We start from the raw sequence: 18,842 nt of genomic DNA, 5'->3' as shown, positions 1-18,842 counted from the left end.
GCGACGATCTCCCCGTCGGCACCCGGGGCCCGCGCGCTCCAACCTGGTCCGGCATGTCCAACTCCCGCTTCGTACATCTCCACGTCCACACCGAGTTCTCGCTGGCGGACTCGACCATCCGTGTGCCGGCCAAGCCGGACCAGGCCGACCCGAAGAAGGCCAAGCAGGCCAACCTGCTGTCACGTTCGGTGGAGCTCGGCCTGCCTGCGCTGGCGGTGACCGACCTCAACAACCTGTTCGCCCTGGTCAAGTTCTACAAGGCCGCCGAAGGCGTGGGCATCAAACCGATCGCCGGCGCCGACGTGCTGATCGCCGAGGAGGGCCAGGACCCCTGGCGGATGACCCTGCTGTGCCGGGACCGCGAGGGCTACCTGAGCCTGTCGCGGCTGCTGACCCGTGCCTGGATGGAAGGCCATCGCCCGGAAGGCGGCGTGGCCGTGCACCCGGACTGGCTCAAGGCCGGCAATGCCAACCTGTTCGCGCTGGCCGGGCGGCAGAGCCTGGCCGGGCGCCTGGCATTGGACGGCAAGCATGAGCTGGCCGAGCAGCAGCTGGCCGACTGGCAGCGCGTGTTCGGCGATGGCCTGCACCTGGAACTGACCCGCACCGGCCGCGATGGCGAGGAAGCCTTCAACCAGTTCGCGCTGATGGCCGCCGGCCAGCGTGGCCTGCCGGTGGTGGCCAGCAACGATGTGCGCTTCCTGGCGCCGTCGGACTTCAGCGCGCACGAAGCGCGCGTGTGCATCTCCACCGGACGGGTGCTGGACGATCCCAAGCGCCCGCGCGAATACAGCGACCAGCAGTACCTGAAGTCGCCCGAAGAGATGTGCGCGCTGTTCGCCGACATCCCCGATGCCATCGACAACACGCTGGCACTGGCCGAACGCTGCAACATCGAGATGCGGTTGGGCACCTACTTCCTGCCCAACTACCCGGTGCCCGACGACGAGACCCTGGACACCTGGATCCAGAAGCTCTCGCGCGACGGCCTGGAAGAGCGCCTGCAGAAGAATCCGCTGGCGCCGGGCAAGACCCGCGAGGAGTACTTCGAGCGCCTGGAATTCGAGCTCAACACCATCATCAAGATGGGTTTCCCCGGCTACTTCCTGATCGTGGCCGACTTCATCCAGTGGGGCAAGAACCAGGGCATCCCGATCGGCCCGGGCCGTGGTTCGGGTGCCGGTTCGCTGGTGGCGTGGGCGCTGAAGATCACCGATCTGGACCCGCTGCCGTACAACCTGCTGTTCGAGCGCTTCCTGAACCCGGAACGCGTGTCGATGCCCGACTTCGACATCGACTTCTGCATGGACCGCCGCGATGAAGTGATCGACTACGTCGCGCGCAAGTACGGGCGTGAACGCGTCAGCCAGATCATCACCTACGGCACCATGGCCGCCAAGGCGGTGGTGCGCGACTCCGGGCGCGTGCTCGGCTTCCCGTACGGGCTGGTCGATGGCGTTTCCAAGCTGATCCCGAACATCCTCGGCATCCACCTGAAGGATGCGCTGGGCAAGGGCAAGGAAGGCCCCAGCTCGGAGATGGCCTCGCCGGAGCTGATCCAGCGCTACGAGAGCGAGGACGATGTCCGCGACCTGATCGACCTGGCGCTGCAGCTGGAAGACCTCACCCGCAACGCCGGCAAGCATGCCGGTGGCGTGGTGATCGGCCCCGAGCCGCTGAGCGAGTTCTGCCCGCTGTACGCCGAACACGACGAGAACGGCCTCGGCAAGAATCCGGTAACCCAGTTCGACAAGAACGACGTGGAAGAAGTGGGCCTGGTGAAGTTCGACTTCCTCGGCCTGCGCACGCTGACCATCATCGACTGGGCGGTGAAGGCGATCAACCAGCGCCACGCGCGCGCCGGCATTCCGCCGGTGGACATCGCTGCGATTCCGCTCGACGACACACCCACCTACAAGGACATCTTCGCCAACGGCAATACCGGCGCGGTGTTCCAGTTCGAATCCTCGGGCATGCGCCGCCTGCTGAAGGACGCGCGCCCCGACCGTTTCGAAGACCTGATCGCGCTGGTGTCGCTGTACCGCCCCGGCCCGATGGACCTGATTCCCTCGTTCAACGCGCGTAAGCACGGCCAGGAAGAAATCATCTATCCCGATCCGCGCACCGAAGCCATCCTGAAGGACACCTACGGCATCATGGTGTACCAGGAGCAGGTGATGCAGATGGCGCAGATCGTCGGCGGCTACTCGCTGGGCGGCGCCGACCTGCTGCGCCGCGCGATGGGCAAGAAGGTGCCGGCCGAAATGGCCAAGCATCGCGAGATCTTCCGCGAAGGTGCGGCCAAGGATGGCGTGAACGAAGCCAAGGCCGATGCGATCTTCGACCTGATGGAGAAGTTCGCCGGCTACGGATTCAACAAGTCGCACGCGGCCGCGTACGCGCTGGTCAGCTACCAGACCGCATGGCTGAAGCGCCACTACCCGGCCGAGTTCATGGCGGCCACGCTGTCCTCGGACATGGACAACACCGACAAGGTGGTCGGCTTCCTCGACGAGGTGCGCAACCTCGGCCTCACGGTGCTGCCGCCGAAGGTGAACCAGTCGGCCTTCATGTTCGAAGCGGCCACGCCGGACACCATCCAGTACGGCCTGGGCGCGATCAAGGGCGTTGGCCAGGGCGCGTGCGAAGCGGTGGTGGATGAGCGCCTGAGGGGCGGCGAGTTCAAGGACCTGCTCGACTTCTGCACCCGCGTCGGCTCGGCCAAGCTCAACCGGCGCACGCTGGAAGCGATGATCAACTGCGGGGCGCTGGACGAGCTCGGCCACAACCGCGCCTCGCTGATGCTGCAGTTGCCGGAAGTGGTCAAGGCCACCGACCAGATGGCGCGCGAGCGCGCCTCCGGGCAGAACTCGCTGTTCGGCGGCCCCGACCCGAGCACCGTCTCGATCCAGCTGGACCTGCCCGAAGCCGAGGAATGGCCGCTGCTGCAGCGCCTGAACGGCGAGCGCGACACGCTGGGCTTCTACCTCAGCGGCCACCCGTTCGATCCCTGGCGTGACGACGTGCGCGACCTGGTCGGCAACGACCTGGGCGCGGTCGAGAAGATCTGGAGCGCCAACAGCGGTGGCGGCGGTGGCGGCGAAAAGCGCTGGCGTCCGGAAGTGCAGACCGTGCTGGCCGGCCAGGTGGTCGGCGTGCGCCGCAAGGGCGAGAACCAGATCTTCATCCAGCTGGAGGATGGCCGCGGCCGCGTCGAGTGCAGCGCGTTCTCCGACGCGATGGCCGAGTTCGGCCACCTGATGACCAAGGACCGCATCCTGGTAGTCAAGGGTGGCCTGCGCGAGGACGAGTTCAATGGCGGCTTTGCGCTGCGCATCCGCCAGTGCTGGGATTTCGATGAGGTCTGCGCCAACTACGCCACGCGCCTGTCATTGCGCCTGGACCTGCGCCAGCAACGCCCGGTCTGGGAGCGCATCGATGCCCTGCTTGACCGCCATCGCCCGGGCCGCACGCCGCTGCGCCTGGACCTGCTGCTGAAGGGGCCGCAGGGCGGCATCGCCGGCATGCTCGATGTCTCCGGGCAGAGCGCGGTGCGCATCGATTCCAAACTGATGGAGGCGCTGCGCGCCGACCCGGCCGTGCGCACACTGAAGGTGCGCTACAGCCCGCCATGGGCCAGCTGACGCTGGCTTGGTTTTACCCTGTACGCCCCCCCTGTTTTCCCGTTCCATGTATCAAGGACGATTGCCGATGAAGACCCTGCTGTTCCCGTTCGCTGCCGCGCTGGCCCTGGCGGCCTGCGCTCCGTCGAAGATCGACTTCCAGATCGACAACCCGACCGACACGCCGCTGGCGTTGAGCATCGATGGCAAGGAGCTGCCGGTGGCCGCACAGGGTTCGCGCCCGATCTCGCTGGCCGTGGGCGAGCATCGCCTGCACACCGATGCGCTCGGTGAGGTGCGTTTCATCGTCTACGTCGACGGCCGAGGCGGCCTGATCAACCCCACCCTGAGCGAGTATGTGATCGCCCGTGAGATCTATGTCACCGACGAGAGCAAGCTGAAGAACTTCGGCGTTGGCAACACCGGCATCGAGCTGGGCGGGGTGGACTTCGAAGGCCCGTTCGAGAAGCACCACGAACTGTTCATCGACAAGACCTGGACCTACGGTGTGCGCGAGCCGTTCCCGAAGGAAAAGGTGGTGGCCCATGTCGATTCCAGCGGCGGCCAGATCGTGGCCAAGGTGTTCACCGCGCCGGACTTCATCAGCTACGTGGAAGAAAGCATGGGTGAGCCCGGCGCGTTCAGGCGCGAACAGCCGGCCGGCTACGTGACCCCGGCGTTCAGCCTGGAACGGGCCCCGGCCAGCCTGCCGGCGCTGGTACCGGCCTTCGAGGCGCATGCCGCGCCGCTGCGGGAGGTCTACGCGCAGTGGCTGAAAGCCACCAGCGCCGATGAACAGAAGGCCCTGCGCAAGCAGGACTTCGCCGCGCAGATGGCCTTCACCTCGGCCACCGCCACCCTGGGCAGCACGCTGGGCCGGGAAGCCAACGAGGCCTACAACGACTTCGTCTCCCAGCGTGGCCAGCTGATGGGCCGCAGCGCGCTGGTGGTGCCCTGAGCTGACTGGCGCGCCCTTCCCGCCTGCGCTACCGTCGCCTTCCAGACGAAGGCGTACGGGTGGTTTGCACGCATTCGGCTAGAATTCCCCTCTTCTTTACACGACGGCTTCCGATGAATCCGAACTACCTCGACTTCGAGCAACCCATCGCTGACCTGGAAGCCAAGATCCAGGAACTGCGCAACGCCAGTGCCGGGCCGGCGGTCAATGTCGAGGCGGAAGTGCACGCCCTGCAGGACAAACTGCGCGTACGCACCGCGCAGATCTTCCGCAACCTGACCTCGTGGCAGGTGCTGCAGCTGGCCCGTCATCCGTCGCGCCCGTATACCGCCGACTACATCCGCACCATCTGCGATGAGTTCCAGGAACTCGCCGGTGATCGTGCCTTCGCCGACGACAAGGCCATCATGGGCGGCCTGGCCCGCATCAACGGCCGCGCGGTGATGCTGATCGGCCACCAGAAGGGCCGTGACACCAAGGAAAAGATCAAGCGCAACTTCGGCATGCCCAAGCCGGAGGGCTACCGCAAGGCCCTGCGCCTGATGAAGATGGCCGAGCGTTTCGGCCTGCCGGTGCTGACCCTGATCGACACCGCCGGCGCGTGGCCGGGCATCGATGCCGAATCGCGTGGCCAGTCCGAAGCGATCGCACGCAACCTGATCGAGATGGCCGAACTGAAGGTGCCGATCATCTGCACCGTGATCGGTGAAGGCGGTTCCGGCGGCGCGCTGGCGCTGGGCGTGGGCGACCGCACCGTGATGCTGGAGTATTCGGTCTACTCGACCATCACCCCGGAAGGCTGCGCCTCGATCCTGTGGAAGGACGCCGGCAAGGCCAAGGATGCAGCCGAGCAGCTGGGCCTGACCGCCCCGCGCCTGAAGAGCCTGGGCCTGGTCGACAAGGTCGTGCGCGAGCCGACCGGCGGTGCGCACCGCAACCCGACACAGATGGCCAAGCGCCTGAAGGCCGTGCTGATGAACGAACTGGACGCACTCGAAAAGCTGTCCACCGAGCAGCTGCTGGAACAGCGCTACACGCGCCTGCGCAGCTATGGCACCTACGAAGCGGCATAAACCCGGTAGTGCCGGCCGCTGGCCGGCAACTCCCATGCGATGGCAGAACCAAAAGAGCCGGGCAGATGCCCGGCTCTTTTGGTTTGTGCCTCGTACAGCATCCACGCATGGCGTGGATCTACGACGGTTCCGTCAGAACGGCTTGGCCAGTACCAGCCACACGATCGGAATGAAGGCCAGCAGCGGGATTTCGTTGATCCAACGCAGCGCCCGCGAAGACGGCAGTGCCCTGCCGTTGCCCACGCCCTTGAGCAGGCGACCGATCCAGATGAAGTACGCCAGCAGCAGCACCACCAGGCCCAGCTTGGCGTGCAGCCAGCCGGCGCCCTGTGGCGCGACCATGGTCGGGAATCCCGGGATGACCCTGTAACCCAGCCACAGCACCAGGCCCAGCAGAACCGCCAGGCCGAACATCGAATGACCGAAACGATACAGCCGCAGGCCCATCAGCTGCAGGCGCTGGACCACTGCCGGTTGCCCTGCCGTCTCGGCCAGGTTGACCAGGATGCGCGGCAGGTAGAACACCGTGGCCATCCACGCCACCACGAATACGATGTGGAAGGTCTTGACCCAGAAGTAGCTCTGCATGCGCTCGCTCCGGCGGCTGGCGTAGAGGGGCGGCCATTCTCGCACGCCGTGCCCACGTCCCCCTACGCAACACCGCCGCGACACATCGACGCATGGCGCGGCGCAACACCGTACGATAGACGCCGTTTCCCCGAACGCGCCCTGCTCCATGGACAAGACCTACGACGCCGCCTACTTCCAACGCTGGTACCGCCGTGCCGACATCGGCGGCAGCGCCCGACTGGCGCGCAAGGTCGCACTGGCCGTGGCCAGCGCCGAGTACTACCTGGAACGTCCGATCCGCAGCGTGCTGGACATCGGCTGCGGCGAAGGCGCCTGGCGTGCTCCGCTGCTGAAGCTGCGTCCGAAGGTCGAATACCTGGGCTTCGACAGCAGCGAGTACGCTGTTCGCCGCTACGGTCGCACCCGCAACCTGCATCTGGCCCGCTTCGGCGATTTCGCCTGGCTGCGGCCCTGTGCCCCGGTCGACCTGCTGGTCTGCTCGGACGTGATGCACTACGTGCCCAACCGCGAACTGCGCGCGGGCCTGGCCGGCGTGGCCGAGCTGACCGGCGGCGTGGCCTTCCTGGAGACCTTCGCCGCCGAGGACGAGTTCGATGGCGACCACGAAGGCTTCCAGGCCCGCCCGGCGCGCTGGTATCACCGCACGCTGGCCCAGCACGGCCTGCAGCCGGTAGGGTCGCACTGCTGGCTCGGCCCAGCCCTGGCAGGCGATGCGGCCGCGCTGGAACGGATGTGAATCCGGATTCATTATTTTCAGCCAACTTAACCTGCGGGACACCCGGATGGGATATGCTGCGCGGCAACATATGACCATACATATTCGGTCGTCATGCTCTATCAACTGCACGAACTGACCCGCAACCTGCTCGCCCCCTGGGTGCACCAGGCCCAGGCCAACGCCAAGTTCTTCGCCAACCCGGGCCACTGGTGGTCGCAGATGCCCGGTGCCGATCGCCTGGCTGCGGTCAACGAGCTGTTCCATCGCATCGGCAAGGATTACGAGAAGCCCGAGTGGGGCATCAACGAAATCGACGTCGATGGCGAGCGCGTGCCGATCGTCGTGCACGAGGAAGTGAGCAAGCCGTTCTGCAAGCTGCTGCGCTTCAAGCGCCACAGCAATGAAGCCGACCAGCTGCACACCATGCTCAACCAGCCGTTCGTGCTGGTCGTTGCGCCGTTGTCTGGCCACCACGCCACCCTGCTGCGCGACACCGTGCGCACCCTGCTGCGCGACCACCGTGTGTACGTCACCGACTGGGTCGATGCGCGCATGGTGCCGGCCAGCGAAGGCGAATTCGGCCTGGACGACTACATCGCCTACATCCAGGAGTTCATCCGCCACCTCGGCGTGGAGCGCCTGCACGTGGTCAGCGTCTGCCAGCCGACCGTGCCGGTGCTGGCCGCGGTTTCGCTGATGGCCAGCCGCGGTGAACCGACGCCGCGCACGCTGGTGATGATGGGTGGGCCGATCGATGCGCGTTGCAGCCCGACCGCAGTGAACAACCTGGCCACGCAGAACCCGCTGTCGTGGTTCGAGAACAACGTCATCCACAGCGTACCGGCCAGCTATCCCGGCGCCGGCCGCCGCGTGTATCCGGGCTTCCTGCAGCATGCCGGTTTCCTGTCGATGAATCCGAGCCGTCATTTCAGCTCGCACTGGGATTTCTACACCGACCTGGTCAAGGGTGATCTGGAAGACGCTGACGCGCACCGTCACTTCTACGACGAGTACAACGCGGTGCTGGACATGCCAGCCAAGTACTACCTGGACACCATCCGCGTGGTGTTCCAGGACTTCCTGCTGCCGCGTGGCGAGTGGGTGGTCAACGGTGAGAAGGTCGATCCGTCGGCCATCCGCGATACTGCGTTGCTGAGCATCGAAGGCGAGCTGGACGACATCGCCGGGCTGGGCCAGACCGAAGCGGCGCAGGCACTGTGCACGGGTATTGCGGCTGATCGCCGTGAGCACTTCATCGTCGAAGGTGCCGGCCACTATGGCATCTTCAGTGGCCGCCGCTGGCGCGAAGTGGTGTACCCGAAGGTACGCGACTTCTTCGCCGCGCATGCAGAGGCACCGGCGGCGAAGGTCACGAAGAAGAAGAGCAACGTTACTCCGTTGCGGCGCAAGGCGGGGTAACGCCCCTCGCTGGTAGAGGCCAACCTTGGTTGGCGCTCTGCCGCGAATCCCGACATCTGATCGATCGTGCCAACCAAGGTTGGCACCTACCAAAGTGCGGACTCCTGCTTACAACCGCACCAGCAGATTCTTGGCCAGCATTCCATGCAGCTTGCCGATGCCGCGCGCCAGATGCAGGGTCAGCACCAGCAGCAGCGCGCCCGCCCCGGCAACCACGATCGCCACCAGCGGCGAGGCTGCCATCGGCAACACATTCACATCGTTGATGTACACGCCGGGGATGTCGCCACTGAAGATCGCCGCGACCGGCGCCCAGACCAGGCTCAGCGACAGCGACAGCAACGTCACCGCGAGGGTGAAGTAGAGGATGCCCAGCGGCAGCATCAGCACGAAGTACAGCAGGGTCAGCCAGGTGCGGCCATCGGTGAACATGTCGCCGATGCGCTGCAGCCAGCTGCGGCTGTGATCGGTATAGCGCGGCCGGCGCGGCATGCGCTCGCCCAGCAATGCCTCCACCAACCGCCCTTCCAGCAACGCCAGGCCACGCACCGAACCGAAGAACAGCACGGTCAGCGGAACGCCGATGATCAGGATCAACAGGCCCAGCGACAGCGACAGGCCGGTCACAACCCAGGTGAAGAAGAAGATGCCGGTGGCCAGCGAGAGCAGCATGTAGAACAGCGCGCCATAGGTGTGCGGATCGGTCACCACGCCGAAGAAACGTGCCAGCAGCGAGCGCTGCACCGGCGCCGGCGGCGGTGCGGCCGGCTCGACGCCACTGGCTTCCGCCGCCGCACGCAGCACCGGCGCGGTATCCGCCCGCGGCGCGCGTAGCGCACGGTTCACTGTGAGCTCGGTTTCGCGATAGATCTCCGCCACTTCGTCGGGCGCACCGTAGCTGCCAGCAACATCGGCGATCACCTCGGCCTCGCTGCGGCCGGGCTGCGCGGCCAGCTCCGAGCGCAGGTATTCCTCGGCGTCGTACAGCGCGTCCTGCACCATCGCCGGGTCGGCACCGTCCAGCGCAGCGCGCAGCTGCGCCAGGTACTGCGGGATGGTGGTGGGCAGGGCACGGCCTGCCGGGCTCGGGTCGTTCATTGCGGTACCCCCTCCAACACGGAATCGACGGAATCGCGGGTGGCCTGCCAGGCCTGGCGCCACTGCGCCAGCACTTCGCGGCCACGTTCATTGATGCGGTAGTAGCGCCGCGGTGGCCCACTGCTGGACGGCTCCACATGGCTTTCCAGCAGGCCGGCCCCTTCCAGATTGCGCAGCACCGGGTACAACGCGCTCTGCTTGCCGCTCAGCACGCCCTCGCCCACGCGCTCCAGCTCCTTGGCGATCAGGTAGCCGTACAGCGGCGCCCCGGCCCGGGCCAGTACCGCCAGCAGTGCCAGCGACACGGTTCCGGCACTCAACTCCTTCTGGAACTTCTTCAGGTGGACGTCGTCCTCGGACATGACCGGCCCTCCACTACGTTGAAGTCCACAGTAGTGCGAAGTTCGGTATAGCGAATGTGTCGTTAGTCATCGTGCCGGTTGGCGTGGCCGGGCCGCTCACGCAGAATCGAAGCCTCGTTCATGTTCCGGGGTTCCCATGCCGCACCGTCGTCGCCTTGCCCTGACCGCCCTGGCCTTCGCCTGCCTGCTGCCCGCCATGGCCAGCGCGGCCACGCCCTACCGCAGCCCGCAGCAGATCCTCGATGCTTCGGCGGCCAGCGACTGGCGCACGCCGGATCCGGCCAACCTGCTGTACATGGACCTGCCGGCCGGGCGGGTGATCATCGAGCTGGCGCCGCAGTTCGCCCCGCGGCATGTGGCCAACATCCAGACCTTCGCCCACGAGCACTTCTGGGACGGCACCAGCATCTACCGCTCGCAGGACAACTTCGTGGTGCAGTTCGGCGATGCCGACGCCGATGATGCGGCCAAGGCCAAACCGTTCGGCAGCGCGGCACGCAAGCTGCCGGCCGAGTTCGAGCGCGCCAGCGCCGGCCTGAAGGTCAGCGTGCTGCCGGATCGCGATGGCTGGGCCGCGCAGACCGGTTTCGTCGACGGCTTCCCGGTCGGCCAGCACCCGCAGGCCGGCAAGGCGTGGCTCGCGCACTGCTACGGCATGCTCGGCGCCGGCCGCAACAACGAGGAAGACAGCAGCATCGGCGCCGAGCTGTATGTGGTGACCGGCCAGTCACCGCGCCAGCTGGACCGCAACATCACCGTGGTCGGCCGCGTGCTGAAGGGCATGGAGCTGCTCAGCGCGACCCCGCGTGGACCGGCGCCGATGGGTTTCTATGCCGACCCGAAGCTGCGTACGCCGATCGTGTCGATCCGTCGCGTCAGCGACGTGCCCGCGGCCGAGCGCACACCGATCCAGGTACTGCGCACCGATTCGAAGACCTTCGCCGATACGGTCGAGGCGCGACGCAATCGCGTGGATGATTTCTACAAGCGCCCGGCGGGGCATATCGATCTTTGCAATGTTCCGGTGCCGGTGCGGTAGCGCCGGGCCATGCCCGGCGAGCGCAGCGGCGGGTTGGCAATGCGAAGCGGAAAGCATCCACGCATGGCGTGGATCTACTGTAGCCGAGCCATGCTCGGCTGCACGCTCCCTCACCCCTTCTGACTCACCGCCACACTCCCCAGGATCAACCCGCCGGCGATCAACATCTGCAGCGTCACCGGCTCGCCCAGGAACAGCCACGCAAAGGCCGCCCCGAACAACGGAACCAGGTAGGTCACCGTCGAGGCGCGCGACGGGCCGATACGACCGATCAGGCGATAGAACATCAGGAACGCGAATCCGGTGCAGACCACGCCCAGTGCGATCGCCGCACCCCATGCCTTGCCCGGAATCGGGCCCTGCGGCAGATGAGTGAGCGCCATCGGCAACAACCACAAGGAGGCGCACGACAGCGTGGCCGCTGCCGCCGCGGCCGAGGGCAGCCCGGTCATATGCCGCTTCACCAGATTCACACCCAAGCCGTACAGCAGCGAGGCGGCCGCGCCGGCCAGCACCGCGGTACCAATGCTCAGGCCCGATATCTTGGCCGTGGCCAGCACCACCACCCCGGCAAAGCCCACCAGCAGAGCGCCCGCGCGGCGCACACCGATCTTCTCGCCGAAGAACAGGAACGCGATCAACGCGGCGAACAGGACTGTCATGGCGTTGCAGATCGCGCCGATGGCCGCAGGTGCGCGCTCGGCCGCATAGGCGAACAGCACGAACGGCAGCGCCGAGTTGACCAGACCGATGGGCGCCAGCCACAGCCAGCGCCGCGGCGGAAACTGTGCCCGGGCGCGCCACAGGAACGGCAGCAGCACCAGCGCGCCCAGCACCAGACGAACCTCGACCAGCGCGAACGGGCCAAACGACGGCACCGCCATCCGCATGAACAGGAACGAGCAGCCCCAGATGGCGCCCAGCAGGGTCAGTTCCAGCGGTGTGCGCCAGTCGCGCTCGGCCACCTGTGGGATCGCATTCATGCCCTGCCTCCGTCCATCGTCCATTCCTCGCCAAGGCAATCAGGATCGGGCGCAGACACCCGCCGCACAAGCGCGTAGTATCGCTGCCAGCCACAAATATCGTTTGAGGCTGGACATGCAGCTACGCCCTTCCCTGCTCCCCGCGCTGGCCGTGTTCGCGGTCGCCGCACGCCACCAGAACTTCGCCCAGGCGGCACAGGAACTACACCTGACCGCCAGTGCGGTCAGCCACCACGTGCGCCGCCTGGAAGAGGTACTGGAGACCCGGCTGTTCCTGCGCCACGCGCGCGGTGTGCGCCTGACCGCCGAGGGCCGGCAGTTGGCCGATGCGGCCAGCGCGGCCTTCACCGATGTCGCCGCGGTCGCCCACCACCTGCACCCGGATGCGGACAGCGTGCCACTGCGTATCACCACGCTGCGCTCGCTGTCGTACTGCTGGCTGGTGCCACGGCTGCCGCGCTTCACCCAGGCACACCCGCACATCCGCCTCGAGCTGCACACCGGCAGTGGCCTGGACCGCTACGACGACAACGGCCCTGAAGTCGGCATCCGCTACGGCCTGGGCCAATGGCCGGGCCTGCACGCGCAGCACCTGATGGACGACAACCTGTTCCCGGTGGCCTCGCCGGCCCTGGCAGGCGTGGAAACCCTGGTGGATCCGGCACGCATCGCCGAACTACCGCTGCTGAGCGATCTGTCGCCGCAGGGCTGGCGCGACTGGTTCCGCCACGCGGGCGTGCGTCCGCCGTCACCGCTGCCGCCGATGCACACCTTCGCCGACAGCACCGACGCGATGCGTGCGGCGGTGTACGGCATGGGCGCGGTACTGGCGCGTACGCACATCGCCCAGCCCTACCTGCAACGTTATGAAGTGGTGCGCCTGCCTGGACCGGCGTTGAAGGCACGCTATGCCTACTACGTGGTTCATGCCGAAGGGCAACCACCCAGCCCGGCCGCACGCCTGTTCATCGACTGGCTGCTGGAGCAGGCCCAGGACGAACGCACGCCGATTCCCGCGCTGCCGGACAGTCTGCTCGGGCGTCCAGCCACGCGCAGCTGACTGCGCCCTCACCCGCTCTTTGCCTGGCGCTGGCTAGGCTGCTGGCGAACCCTTCCACGTGCCCCTGACATGAGCCTGCTGCGACTGCGCATCACCGGAACCGAAGACGACGCCCGCGCCATCAGCGATATGCTGCTCGGCCTGGAGGGCATTGAACATGTCGAGGAAACCGACGACCTGATGCCGCACATGGATGACGACGACTCCAGTTCGGCCGGGCTGTCCGATGACATCGGTCCAGGCATCCACGAACTGGAAGTGGAGGTCGGCAACGAAAGCACCGCACAGAAGGTGCGCGATGCGGTGCAGGAGCTGGCGCTGGAACTGGACGTGTTCATCGAGTACGAAACCGACGAAGGATGAGCGTCCGCCGGGCATGGCCCGGCGCTACCCGATGCTTGAAGCACCTCGGTAGCGCCGGGCCTCGACCGGCGAGCGCAACGCGCGGTTCGATCAGGCGTTGCGACGGCGGCGACGCCACCAGGCGCGCACGCCCCATGCTGCGATCAACGCCAGTACCGCCACCGGCAGCAATGCGGCCGCCGCACGGATCAGGAATGCCACGCTGGTGCTGAGGATGCCGCCCGACTCGCTCAGCGCCTCGCCGATCTCGCTGCGGCTGCGCTGGCCGGAGGTGGTGTCGAAGTGCAGCGTCACCAGCTGGGTATCAATGCGATGGCGCTGCTGCGCGGTCTCCTTGTTGGCCTGCTCGACACCGGCCTCGATCTCCGACAGGCGCGTGGTGATCGCCATCAGGTCCTCGACCTTCAGGTCCTTGCGGTCCTGGTAGGACAGCAGCCGCGCATGCTCCTTCTCCAACCGCGCCTTGGTCAGCGTGGTGTCTGCCACCTGCTGAGCGAGGTCCTCGGCACGGGTGTTGCGCGACTGCAGCGTGCCGCCTTCACCGGCCAGCGCGATCAACGGTTCGACGCCCTTCGGTGCGATGCGCACCTTGACCTCGCCACTGGGTCGCTCGCCGCTGCGCTGATCGACCTGCAGTACCGCGCAGTCACCGAATTTCGCGCTCTGGCAGGCCTGAGCGATCTGCTGGATGCGCGGCGCGATCTGCGCCGCTTCCAGCTGCACCTGTACGTCATGTTCGTAGGCCAGGAACGCGCCTTCCGGCGAAGCAACGGCGGCTGCAGCACCGCCTCCGGCATCGGCCGCCACGTCGCCATGCTTCGCACACGCCGCCAGCGCCAGCAGGAGCACCGGCATTGCCACCACGCGCGTCCACGCGCGCACCGGCCTCACAGCGCGGCTCCGTCGTAGGAGGTCACGGCCAGCGTGGCCAGATCCACTGCCGGCACGCAGCGCACGTTGACGGCCACCATCGGCATGCCGGAGCGTGGGTCGACCGCCTCGCTGTAGGGCGCAATGCCACATTCGCGGCAATGGTGGTGGTCGATGTGGGCCTTGTTGAAGTGATAGGTGGCCACGCCCGCCGGATCGGTGGTCAGCTGGAACGCCTCGCGCGGGGCGAACCACAGCAGGCTGCCACGGCGCCGGCACATCGAGCAGTTGCAGTCGATGACACTGTCAATCGGCGCCTGCGCCTGTACGGTGAATGCGATCCTGCCGCAATGGCAGCTTCCCTGGTATTGCATGTCCTGCGCTCCGCTGGAGGGTCCTTGTCGGCGACCATGGTAATCCTATGGCACGGGGACAAAGCCGCCGCAGGGCCCTATGCTCGAGGTTTGACCCCGTACAGGAACGCCGATGCGCCCGCATCTTCTTGCCCTCGCCCTGGTCGCCGCCCTGGCCGGTTGCCAGCCGGCCGACGCCCCGACCAACGCTTCCACCCCGGCCGCCGGCCAGCAGGCCGCGGACGCGGCGGCCGATGCCGCCTTCGCTGACCTGTCCAAGCGCGCGCTGGATACCTGGATGCAGCTGTCACCGGTCAGCGCCACCCAGATCGGCGACCATCGCTACGACAGCGAGCTCGATGACCTGAGTGCCGCCGGCCAGCAGAAGACCGTAGCGGCCTACAAGGCGCTGCTGGGTGAGCTGGACAAGATCGAGGTGGCCAAGCTGGGCCGCGAGAACCAGGTGGACGCGGCGATCCTGCGCAACCAGCTGCAGTCGGAAATCTGGAACGCCGAGGTACTGCAGTCCGGCAAGTGGGACCCGCAGCTGTACAACGGCATCGCCGGCAGCGCGATCTACGGCCTGATGGCGCGCGAATTCGCGCCGCTGCCGGATCGCCTGAAATCGGCCACCGCGCGCATGGAGAAGCTGCCGGCGATCTTCGCCCAGGCCCGCGAGAACCTGGATCCGGCCCGCGTGCCGAAGATCCATGCCGAGACGGTGGCCAAGCAGAACAAGGGCATCCTCAGCATCGTCGATACCTTCATCACCCCGCATATCGGGGAACTGCCGCAGGCCGACCAGCAGCGCCTGCAGGCCGCCATCGATGGCCTGAAGAAGGCGGTAGACGAGCAGCAGACCTGGCTGGACAAGACCCTGGTGCCGAACGCCAAGGGCGATTTCCGCATCGGTGCGGAAAAGTACGACCAGAAGCTGAAGTTCGCGCTGAGCTCGTCGCTGTCGCGCCAGGAGATCGGTGAGCGTGCGCGCGCCGAACTCAAGCGCGTGCGCGAGGACATGTACGGCATCGCGCAGACCGTGCTGAAGGACAAGCCGGGTGCACCGGAGATGCCGGCCCAGCCGACCGACGAGCAGCAGCAGAAGGCCATCGAGGCCGCGCTGGAGCTGGCCTACGCCGACAAGCCCGCGCGCGACAAGGTGGTCGACGATGCCAAGGCCGCGCTGGAACAGTCCACCGCATTCGTGCGCGAGCACGATCTGGTGACCCTGCCCGACGCGCCGGTGGACATCATCCTGATGCCGGAATTCCAGCGTGGCGTGGCCGTGGCCTACTGCGATTCGCCGGGCCCGCTGGACAAGAACCTGAAGACCTTCTACGCCGTGTCGCCGATTCCGGACGACTGGAATGAAAAGCAGGTCGACTCGTTCCTGCGTGAGTACAACTCGCGCATGATCCATCTGCTGAGCATCCACGAAGGCACTCCGGGCCACTACCTGGAAGGCTGGCATTCGGCCAAGTTCCCCTCCACCCTGCGGGCGGTGCTGCGATCGGGCCTGTTCGCCGAAGGCTGGGCGGTCTACACCGAGCGCATGATGCAGGAGCAGGGCTACCTCAACAACGACCCGCTGTTCCACCTGGTGCAGCTGAAGTTCTACCTGCGCACGATCTCCAACGCGATCCTCGACCAGGGCGTGCACGTGGACAACTGGGATCGCGAGAAGGCGATGCACCTGATGACCCACGATGCGTTCCAGCAGGAAAGCGAAGCGGCGGGCAAGTGGGTGCGCGCGCAGCTGACCTCGGCGCAGCTGCCGACCTACTTCGTCGGTGCGCAGGAACACTTCGACACCCGCAAGGCAGTGCAGGAAAAGCTGGGCGACAAGTTCAACCTGAAGGCCTACCACGACCAGGTGCTGTCCTACGGCGCACCGCCGGTGCGTTTCGCCCGGCAGCTGATGCTGGACCAGCCGATCGAGTGATCGGACGGGTATGCGCTGGATGACAACGGCCCGGATCGCTCCGGGCCGTTGCCGTTTGGGGTGGGTCGGCACACCGGATGCGCATCACGCACCGACAACATGTCCAGGCGCATGGTTCGCCGGGTTCGTCCCTTCCGCCGGTTTCCATGTCCCTCCCCTTGCTTCGCCTCGCCCTGCTTCCCGCCTTGCTGGCCAGCGCTTGCGCACACGCCGCCTGCCCCCCACCGCCGGACGGACAACCCGACATCCGTGCCCTGGGCTACTACACCGACAAGGCCGGTTCGGTGATCGACCCGGCACTGCACCAGCAGAACCATGACGCCACCGCGCCACTGGACCGCTATGCCGCCGACGTGGCGCGCATGAGTGACGACTACCTGCGCGACGGCGATCCCGCCGCCGCGCAGTGCACGCTGACCTGGCTCGGCGCCTGGGCGAAGGATGGCGCGATGCTCGGGCAGATGATCCGGGTCAACAACGACCAGTCGTTCTACATGCGGCAATGGATGCTCGATGCGGTGGCCATGGCCTACCTGAAGGTGCATGACCAGGCCGATCCGCAGCAGCGCGCGCGCATCGATCCGTGGCTGCAGCAGCTGGCGCGGGCCAACCTGACCTACTGGGACAACCCGAAGCGGCGCCGCAACAACCACTATTACTGGGGCGGCCTGGGTGTGCTGGCCACCGGTCTGGCCACCGACGACGACGCCCTGTGGCAGGCCGGCCGCGCCGCCTTCCAGAAGGGCGTCGATGACATCCAGGCCGATGGCAGCCTGCCGCTGGAAATGGCGCGTGGGCAGCGTGCCCTGCACTACCACGACTACGCACTGGCCCCTCTGGTGATGATGGCCGAACTGGCGCGGCTGCGCGGGCAGGACTGGTACGCCAGCAAGGACCACGCGATCGATCGCCTGGCGCGACGCGTCATCGAGGGCAGCAAAGATCCGGCGTGGTTCAGTGAGCACACCGGTGTGGCACAGCTGCCGCTGCAGGCCAGTGGCTGGGTGGAGTTCTATCGTCTACGATCACCCGATGGCGGCTTGTTCGAGGCCGCGCATGCACGTGGCCCGTTCCACTCGCCGCGGTTGGGCGGTGACCTTACCCTGATGGCCACGCGTGGCATCGTGCGCGCGCCGGTGCGCTAGCCCTCTGCTGTTTCAGCGAGAGGCACGCTGCAGAAGCTGCTGGAACTGGGCGCCGCTGCAGCCGCGCGCGGCGCAGCCTGGCAACCGCAAGGCGACGCGACCCGGCGGCTGCGCGTCGGTCAACGGCCGCGCATCGCGAAGCTGCACGGTGGTCGGGTAGACGTAGACCAGACGGATCCGCTGCTCGCCACGACGCCGGTCGCGCCAGCGCTCGAACTGCAGCAGGCCGCCGATCGGCGTCTTTTCATACTGGCCCGGCAGCGTGTAGTCGGTGATGCCCAACGCAGCAAGCACTGACCCGATGTTGGAATCGTGGCCGACCAGCAGGGTCACCTTCGGCGAGGCCGGATCGTTCAACAGCGTGTCCACCTGCGCCAGCAGTGGCGTGGCCACGTCGCGGGCGACCTCGGGGGTACCGAACAGGATGTCCTGGTAGCGGTTGCGGATCTGCGCCAGCGCCTGCCATTGCGCCTCGGTGTTCAACCGGCCCCAGCCTTCGGCGCTTGCATCGTTGGCTTCGTAGTGCTGCATCAGCAGCGCGTCGACCAGCCCACTTGCCAGAGCCAGCGCCCCGGATGCGCGCGGCTCCTTTCCCGGCTCTGCACTGAACGTGGTACCGGCCAGCGTCAGATGGCAGTCGCTACGGCCTGCGCACACCGCCGACTGCGGATAGCGGGTGATGTCCTCCACCACCGCCAGCGCTGGTGCCAGTTCCGAACGTCCCAGCGCCTGCTGCATGGCCAACAGCGCGCGCTCACGGAACGCCGCATCACCGCGATGGATCACCGGATTGAACAACGGATCCATCGTGCCCAGCGGCCTGCGCTGCTCAATGGCGACATGGCAGCCCGGGAACGCACCGGCGACGAAGAACTGCGCGGTCGCCTGGGTGCGCTGCAGGCTGTTGGCATGGGCGTGGAAATCAGTCGGCTGCGGGCAATCGGACACCGGCAGCAACGTTGCCTGGCGCAGCCATTGGCCCATGTAGCGGCCCATGTAGACCTCCAGCACACCGCCCTTGGTGGTGAGCTCGCCCGCACCCACGTCCCAGCGTGGCCAGGTTTCGGGGGTCGCGTTGGCGAGCGCGCCGGAGGCCACCACCGGCGCGCGCAGGTTGTGGCGGCTGAGCAGGATGACCTGCTGCAGCTGCTCGTCCGCGACGGGTGCGGCCATCGCGGTCGCAGTGCTCACACCCAACGCAAGCGCCAGCAACAGGGGGCGTAGGGGGAGGATCATGCAGGTCTC

Annotated in this window: 17 protein-coding genes; 10 read left to right on the top strand and 7 right to left on the bottom strand. The window is 66.9% G+C overall.

Annotated features, from left to right (window positions below; translation table 11 throughout):
• Positions 1–53: 53 nt before the first annotated feature.
• From dnaE to ABH900_RS09095, 3 genes are all read left to right on the top strand, one after another.
• The gene (gene dnaE, locus ABH900_RS09105) at positions 54–3,644 is read left to right on the top strand and encodes a DNA polymerase III subunit alpha (RefSeq protein ID WP_429622574.1); all 3,591 of its coding nucleotides are present in this window, start codon (positions 54–56) and stop codon (positions 3,642–3,644) included.
• A 67-nt stretch (positions 3,645–3,711) separates the two neighbouring features.
• Positions 3,712–4,581, top strand: a complete 870-nt coding sequence (locus ABH900_RS09100) for a hypothetical protein (RefSeq protein ID WP_429622573.1) — start codon at positions 3,712–3,714, stop codon at positions 4,579–4,581.
• A gap of 113 nt (positions 4,582–4,694) precedes the next feature.
• Entirely contained in the window at positions 4,695–5,654 is a 960-nt protein-coding gene (locus tag ABH900_RS09095) for an acetyl-CoA carboxylase carboxyltransferase subunit alpha (RefSeq protein ID WP_429622572.1), read from the top strand.
• A gap of 132 nt (positions 5,655–5,786) precedes the next feature.
• Here the strand turns inward: ABH900_RS09095 and ABH900_RS09090 are convergent, their stop codons facing one another.
• On the bottom strand, positions 5,787–6,242 hold the full coding sequence (locus ABH900_RS09090) for a CopD family protein (protein WP_429622571.1): 456 nt from the start codon (positions 6,240–6,242) through the stop codon (positions 5,787–5,789).
• A 148-nt stretch (positions 6,243–6,390) separates the two neighbouring features.
• Between ABH900_RS09090 and ABH900_RS09085 the strand changes: the two genes are divergently transcribed.
• Positions 6,391–6,981 (top strand): class I SAM-dependent DNA methyltransferase, encoded by a 591-nt coding sequence (locus tag ABH900_RS09085; protein ID WP_429622570.1) that lies wholly within the window; start codon positions 6,391–6,393, stop codon positions 6,979–6,981.
• Between the two features lie 93 nt (positions 6,982–7,074).
• On the top strand, positions 7,075–8,382 hold the full coding sequence (locus ABH900_RS09080; RefSeq protein WP_429622569.1) for a polyhydroxyalkanoate depolymerase: 1,308 nt from the start codon (positions 7,075–7,077) through the stop codon (positions 8,380–8,382).
• A 108-nt stretch (positions 8,383–8,490) separates the two neighbouring features.
• On the opposite strand, the gene ABH900_RS09075 is transcribed toward ABH900_RS09080, so the two are convergent.
• Both ABH900_RS09075 and ABH900_RS09070 read right to left on the bottom strand, forming a co-directional pair.
• Entirely contained in the window at positions 8,491–9,480 is a 990-nt protein-coding gene (locus ABH900_RS09075; protein ID WP_429622568.1) for a sensor domain-containing protein, read from the bottom strand.
• The gene (locus ABH900_RS09070) at positions 9,477–9,842 is read right to left on the bottom strand and encodes a PadR family transcriptional regulator (RefSeq protein WP_046429709.1); all 366 of its coding nucleotides are present in this window, start codon (positions 9,840–9,842) and stop codon (positions 9,477–9,479) included. Before ABH900_RS09070 ends, ABH900_RS09075 begins: the two co-directional genes overlap by 4 nt.
• Positions 9,843–9,978: 136 nt before the next feature.
• Here ABH900_RS09070 and ABH900_RS09065 point away from each other — a divergent pair, with 136 nt between their 5' ends.
• Positions 9,979–10,881, top strand: a complete 903-nt coding sequence (locus tag ABH900_RS09065) for a peptidylprolyl isomerase (RefSeq protein ID WP_429622567.1) — start codon at positions 9,979–9,981, stop codon at positions 10,879–10,881.
• 110 nt (positions 10,882–10,991) lie between these two features.
• Here ABH900_RS09065 and ABH900_RS09060 read toward each other — a convergent pair whose 3' ends face one another.
• The gene (locus tag ABH900_RS09060) at positions 10,992–11,864 is read right to left on the bottom strand and encodes a DMT family transporter (RefSeq protein WP_429622566.1); all 873 of its coding nucleotides are present in this window, start codon (positions 11,862–11,864) and stop codon (positions 10,992–10,994) included.
• Between the two features lie 115 nt (positions 11,865–11,979).
• Between ABH900_RS09060 and ABH900_RS09055 the strand changes: the two genes are divergently transcribed.
• Both ABH900_RS09055 and ABH900_RS09050 read left to right on the top strand, forming a co-directional pair.
• Positions 11,980–12,924 (top strand): LysR substrate-binding domain-containing protein, encoded by a 945-nt coding sequence (locus ABH900_RS09055; protein WP_429622565.1) that lies wholly within the window; start codon positions 11,980–11,982, stop codon positions 12,922–12,924.
• A gap of 69 nt (positions 12,925–12,993) precedes the next feature.
• Positions 12,994–13,287: a hypothetical protein gene (locus ABH900_RS09050; protein WP_429622564.1), complete on the top strand. Its 294-nt coding sequence runs from the start codon at positions 12,994–12,996 to the stop codon at positions 13,285–13,287.
• Between the two features lie 90 nt (positions 13,288–13,377).
• On the opposite strand, the gene ABH900_RS09045 is transcribed toward ABH900_RS09050, so the two are convergent.
• Positions 13,378–14,142 carry a DUF4349 domain-containing protein gene (locus ABH900_RS09045; RefSeq protein ID WP_429622660.1) on the bottom strand — a complete coding sequence of 255 codons (765 nt, stop codon included), beginning with the start codon at positions 14,140–14,142 and terminating at the stop codon, positions 13,378–13,380.
• A gap of 32 nt (positions 14,143–14,174) precedes the next feature.
• A complete protein-coding gene (locus tag ABH900_RS09040; RefSeq protein ID WP_429622563.1) occupies positions 14,175–14,531 on the bottom strand; it encodes a GFA family protein in 357 nt (118 codons plus the stop codon).
• A gap of 112 nt (positions 14,532–14,643) precedes the next feature.
• On the opposite strand from ABH900_RS09040, the gene ABH900_RS09035 reads away from it, so the two are divergent.
• Complete coding sequence (locus ABH900_RS09035) at positions 14,644–16,452, top strand: DUF885 domain-containing protein (RefSeq protein WP_429622561.1); 1,809 nt, start codon at positions 14,644–14,646, stop codon at positions 16,450–16,452.
• Positions 16,453–16,529: 77 nt separating this feature from the next.
• On the top strand, positions 16,530–17,597 hold the full coding sequence (locus ABH900_RS09030) for a polysaccharide lyase (protein WP_429622560.1): 1,068 nt from the start codon (positions 16,530–16,532) through the stop codon (positions 17,595–17,597).
• 12 nt (positions 17,598–17,609) lie between these two features.
• Here ABH900_RS09030 and agp read toward each other — a convergent pair whose 3' ends face one another.
• Positions 17,610–18,833 (bottom strand): bifunctional glucose-1-phosphatase/inositol phosphatase, encoded by a 1,224-nt coding sequence (agp, locus tag ABH900_RS09025; protein WP_429622558.1) that lies wholly within the window; start codon positions 18,831–18,833, stop codon positions 17,610–17,612.
• Between the last annotated feature and the right edge of the window lie 9 nt (positions 18,834–18,842).

Source organism: Stenotrophomonas sp. AN71, assembly GCF_050435725.1.
Taxonomy (GTDB): Bacteria; Pseudomonadota; Gammaproteobacteria; order Xanthomonadales; family Xanthomonadaceae; genus Stenotrophomonas.
Note: the sequence above shows the minus strand (reverse complement) of the source record. Positions and strands in the feature narration are given on the sequence as shown.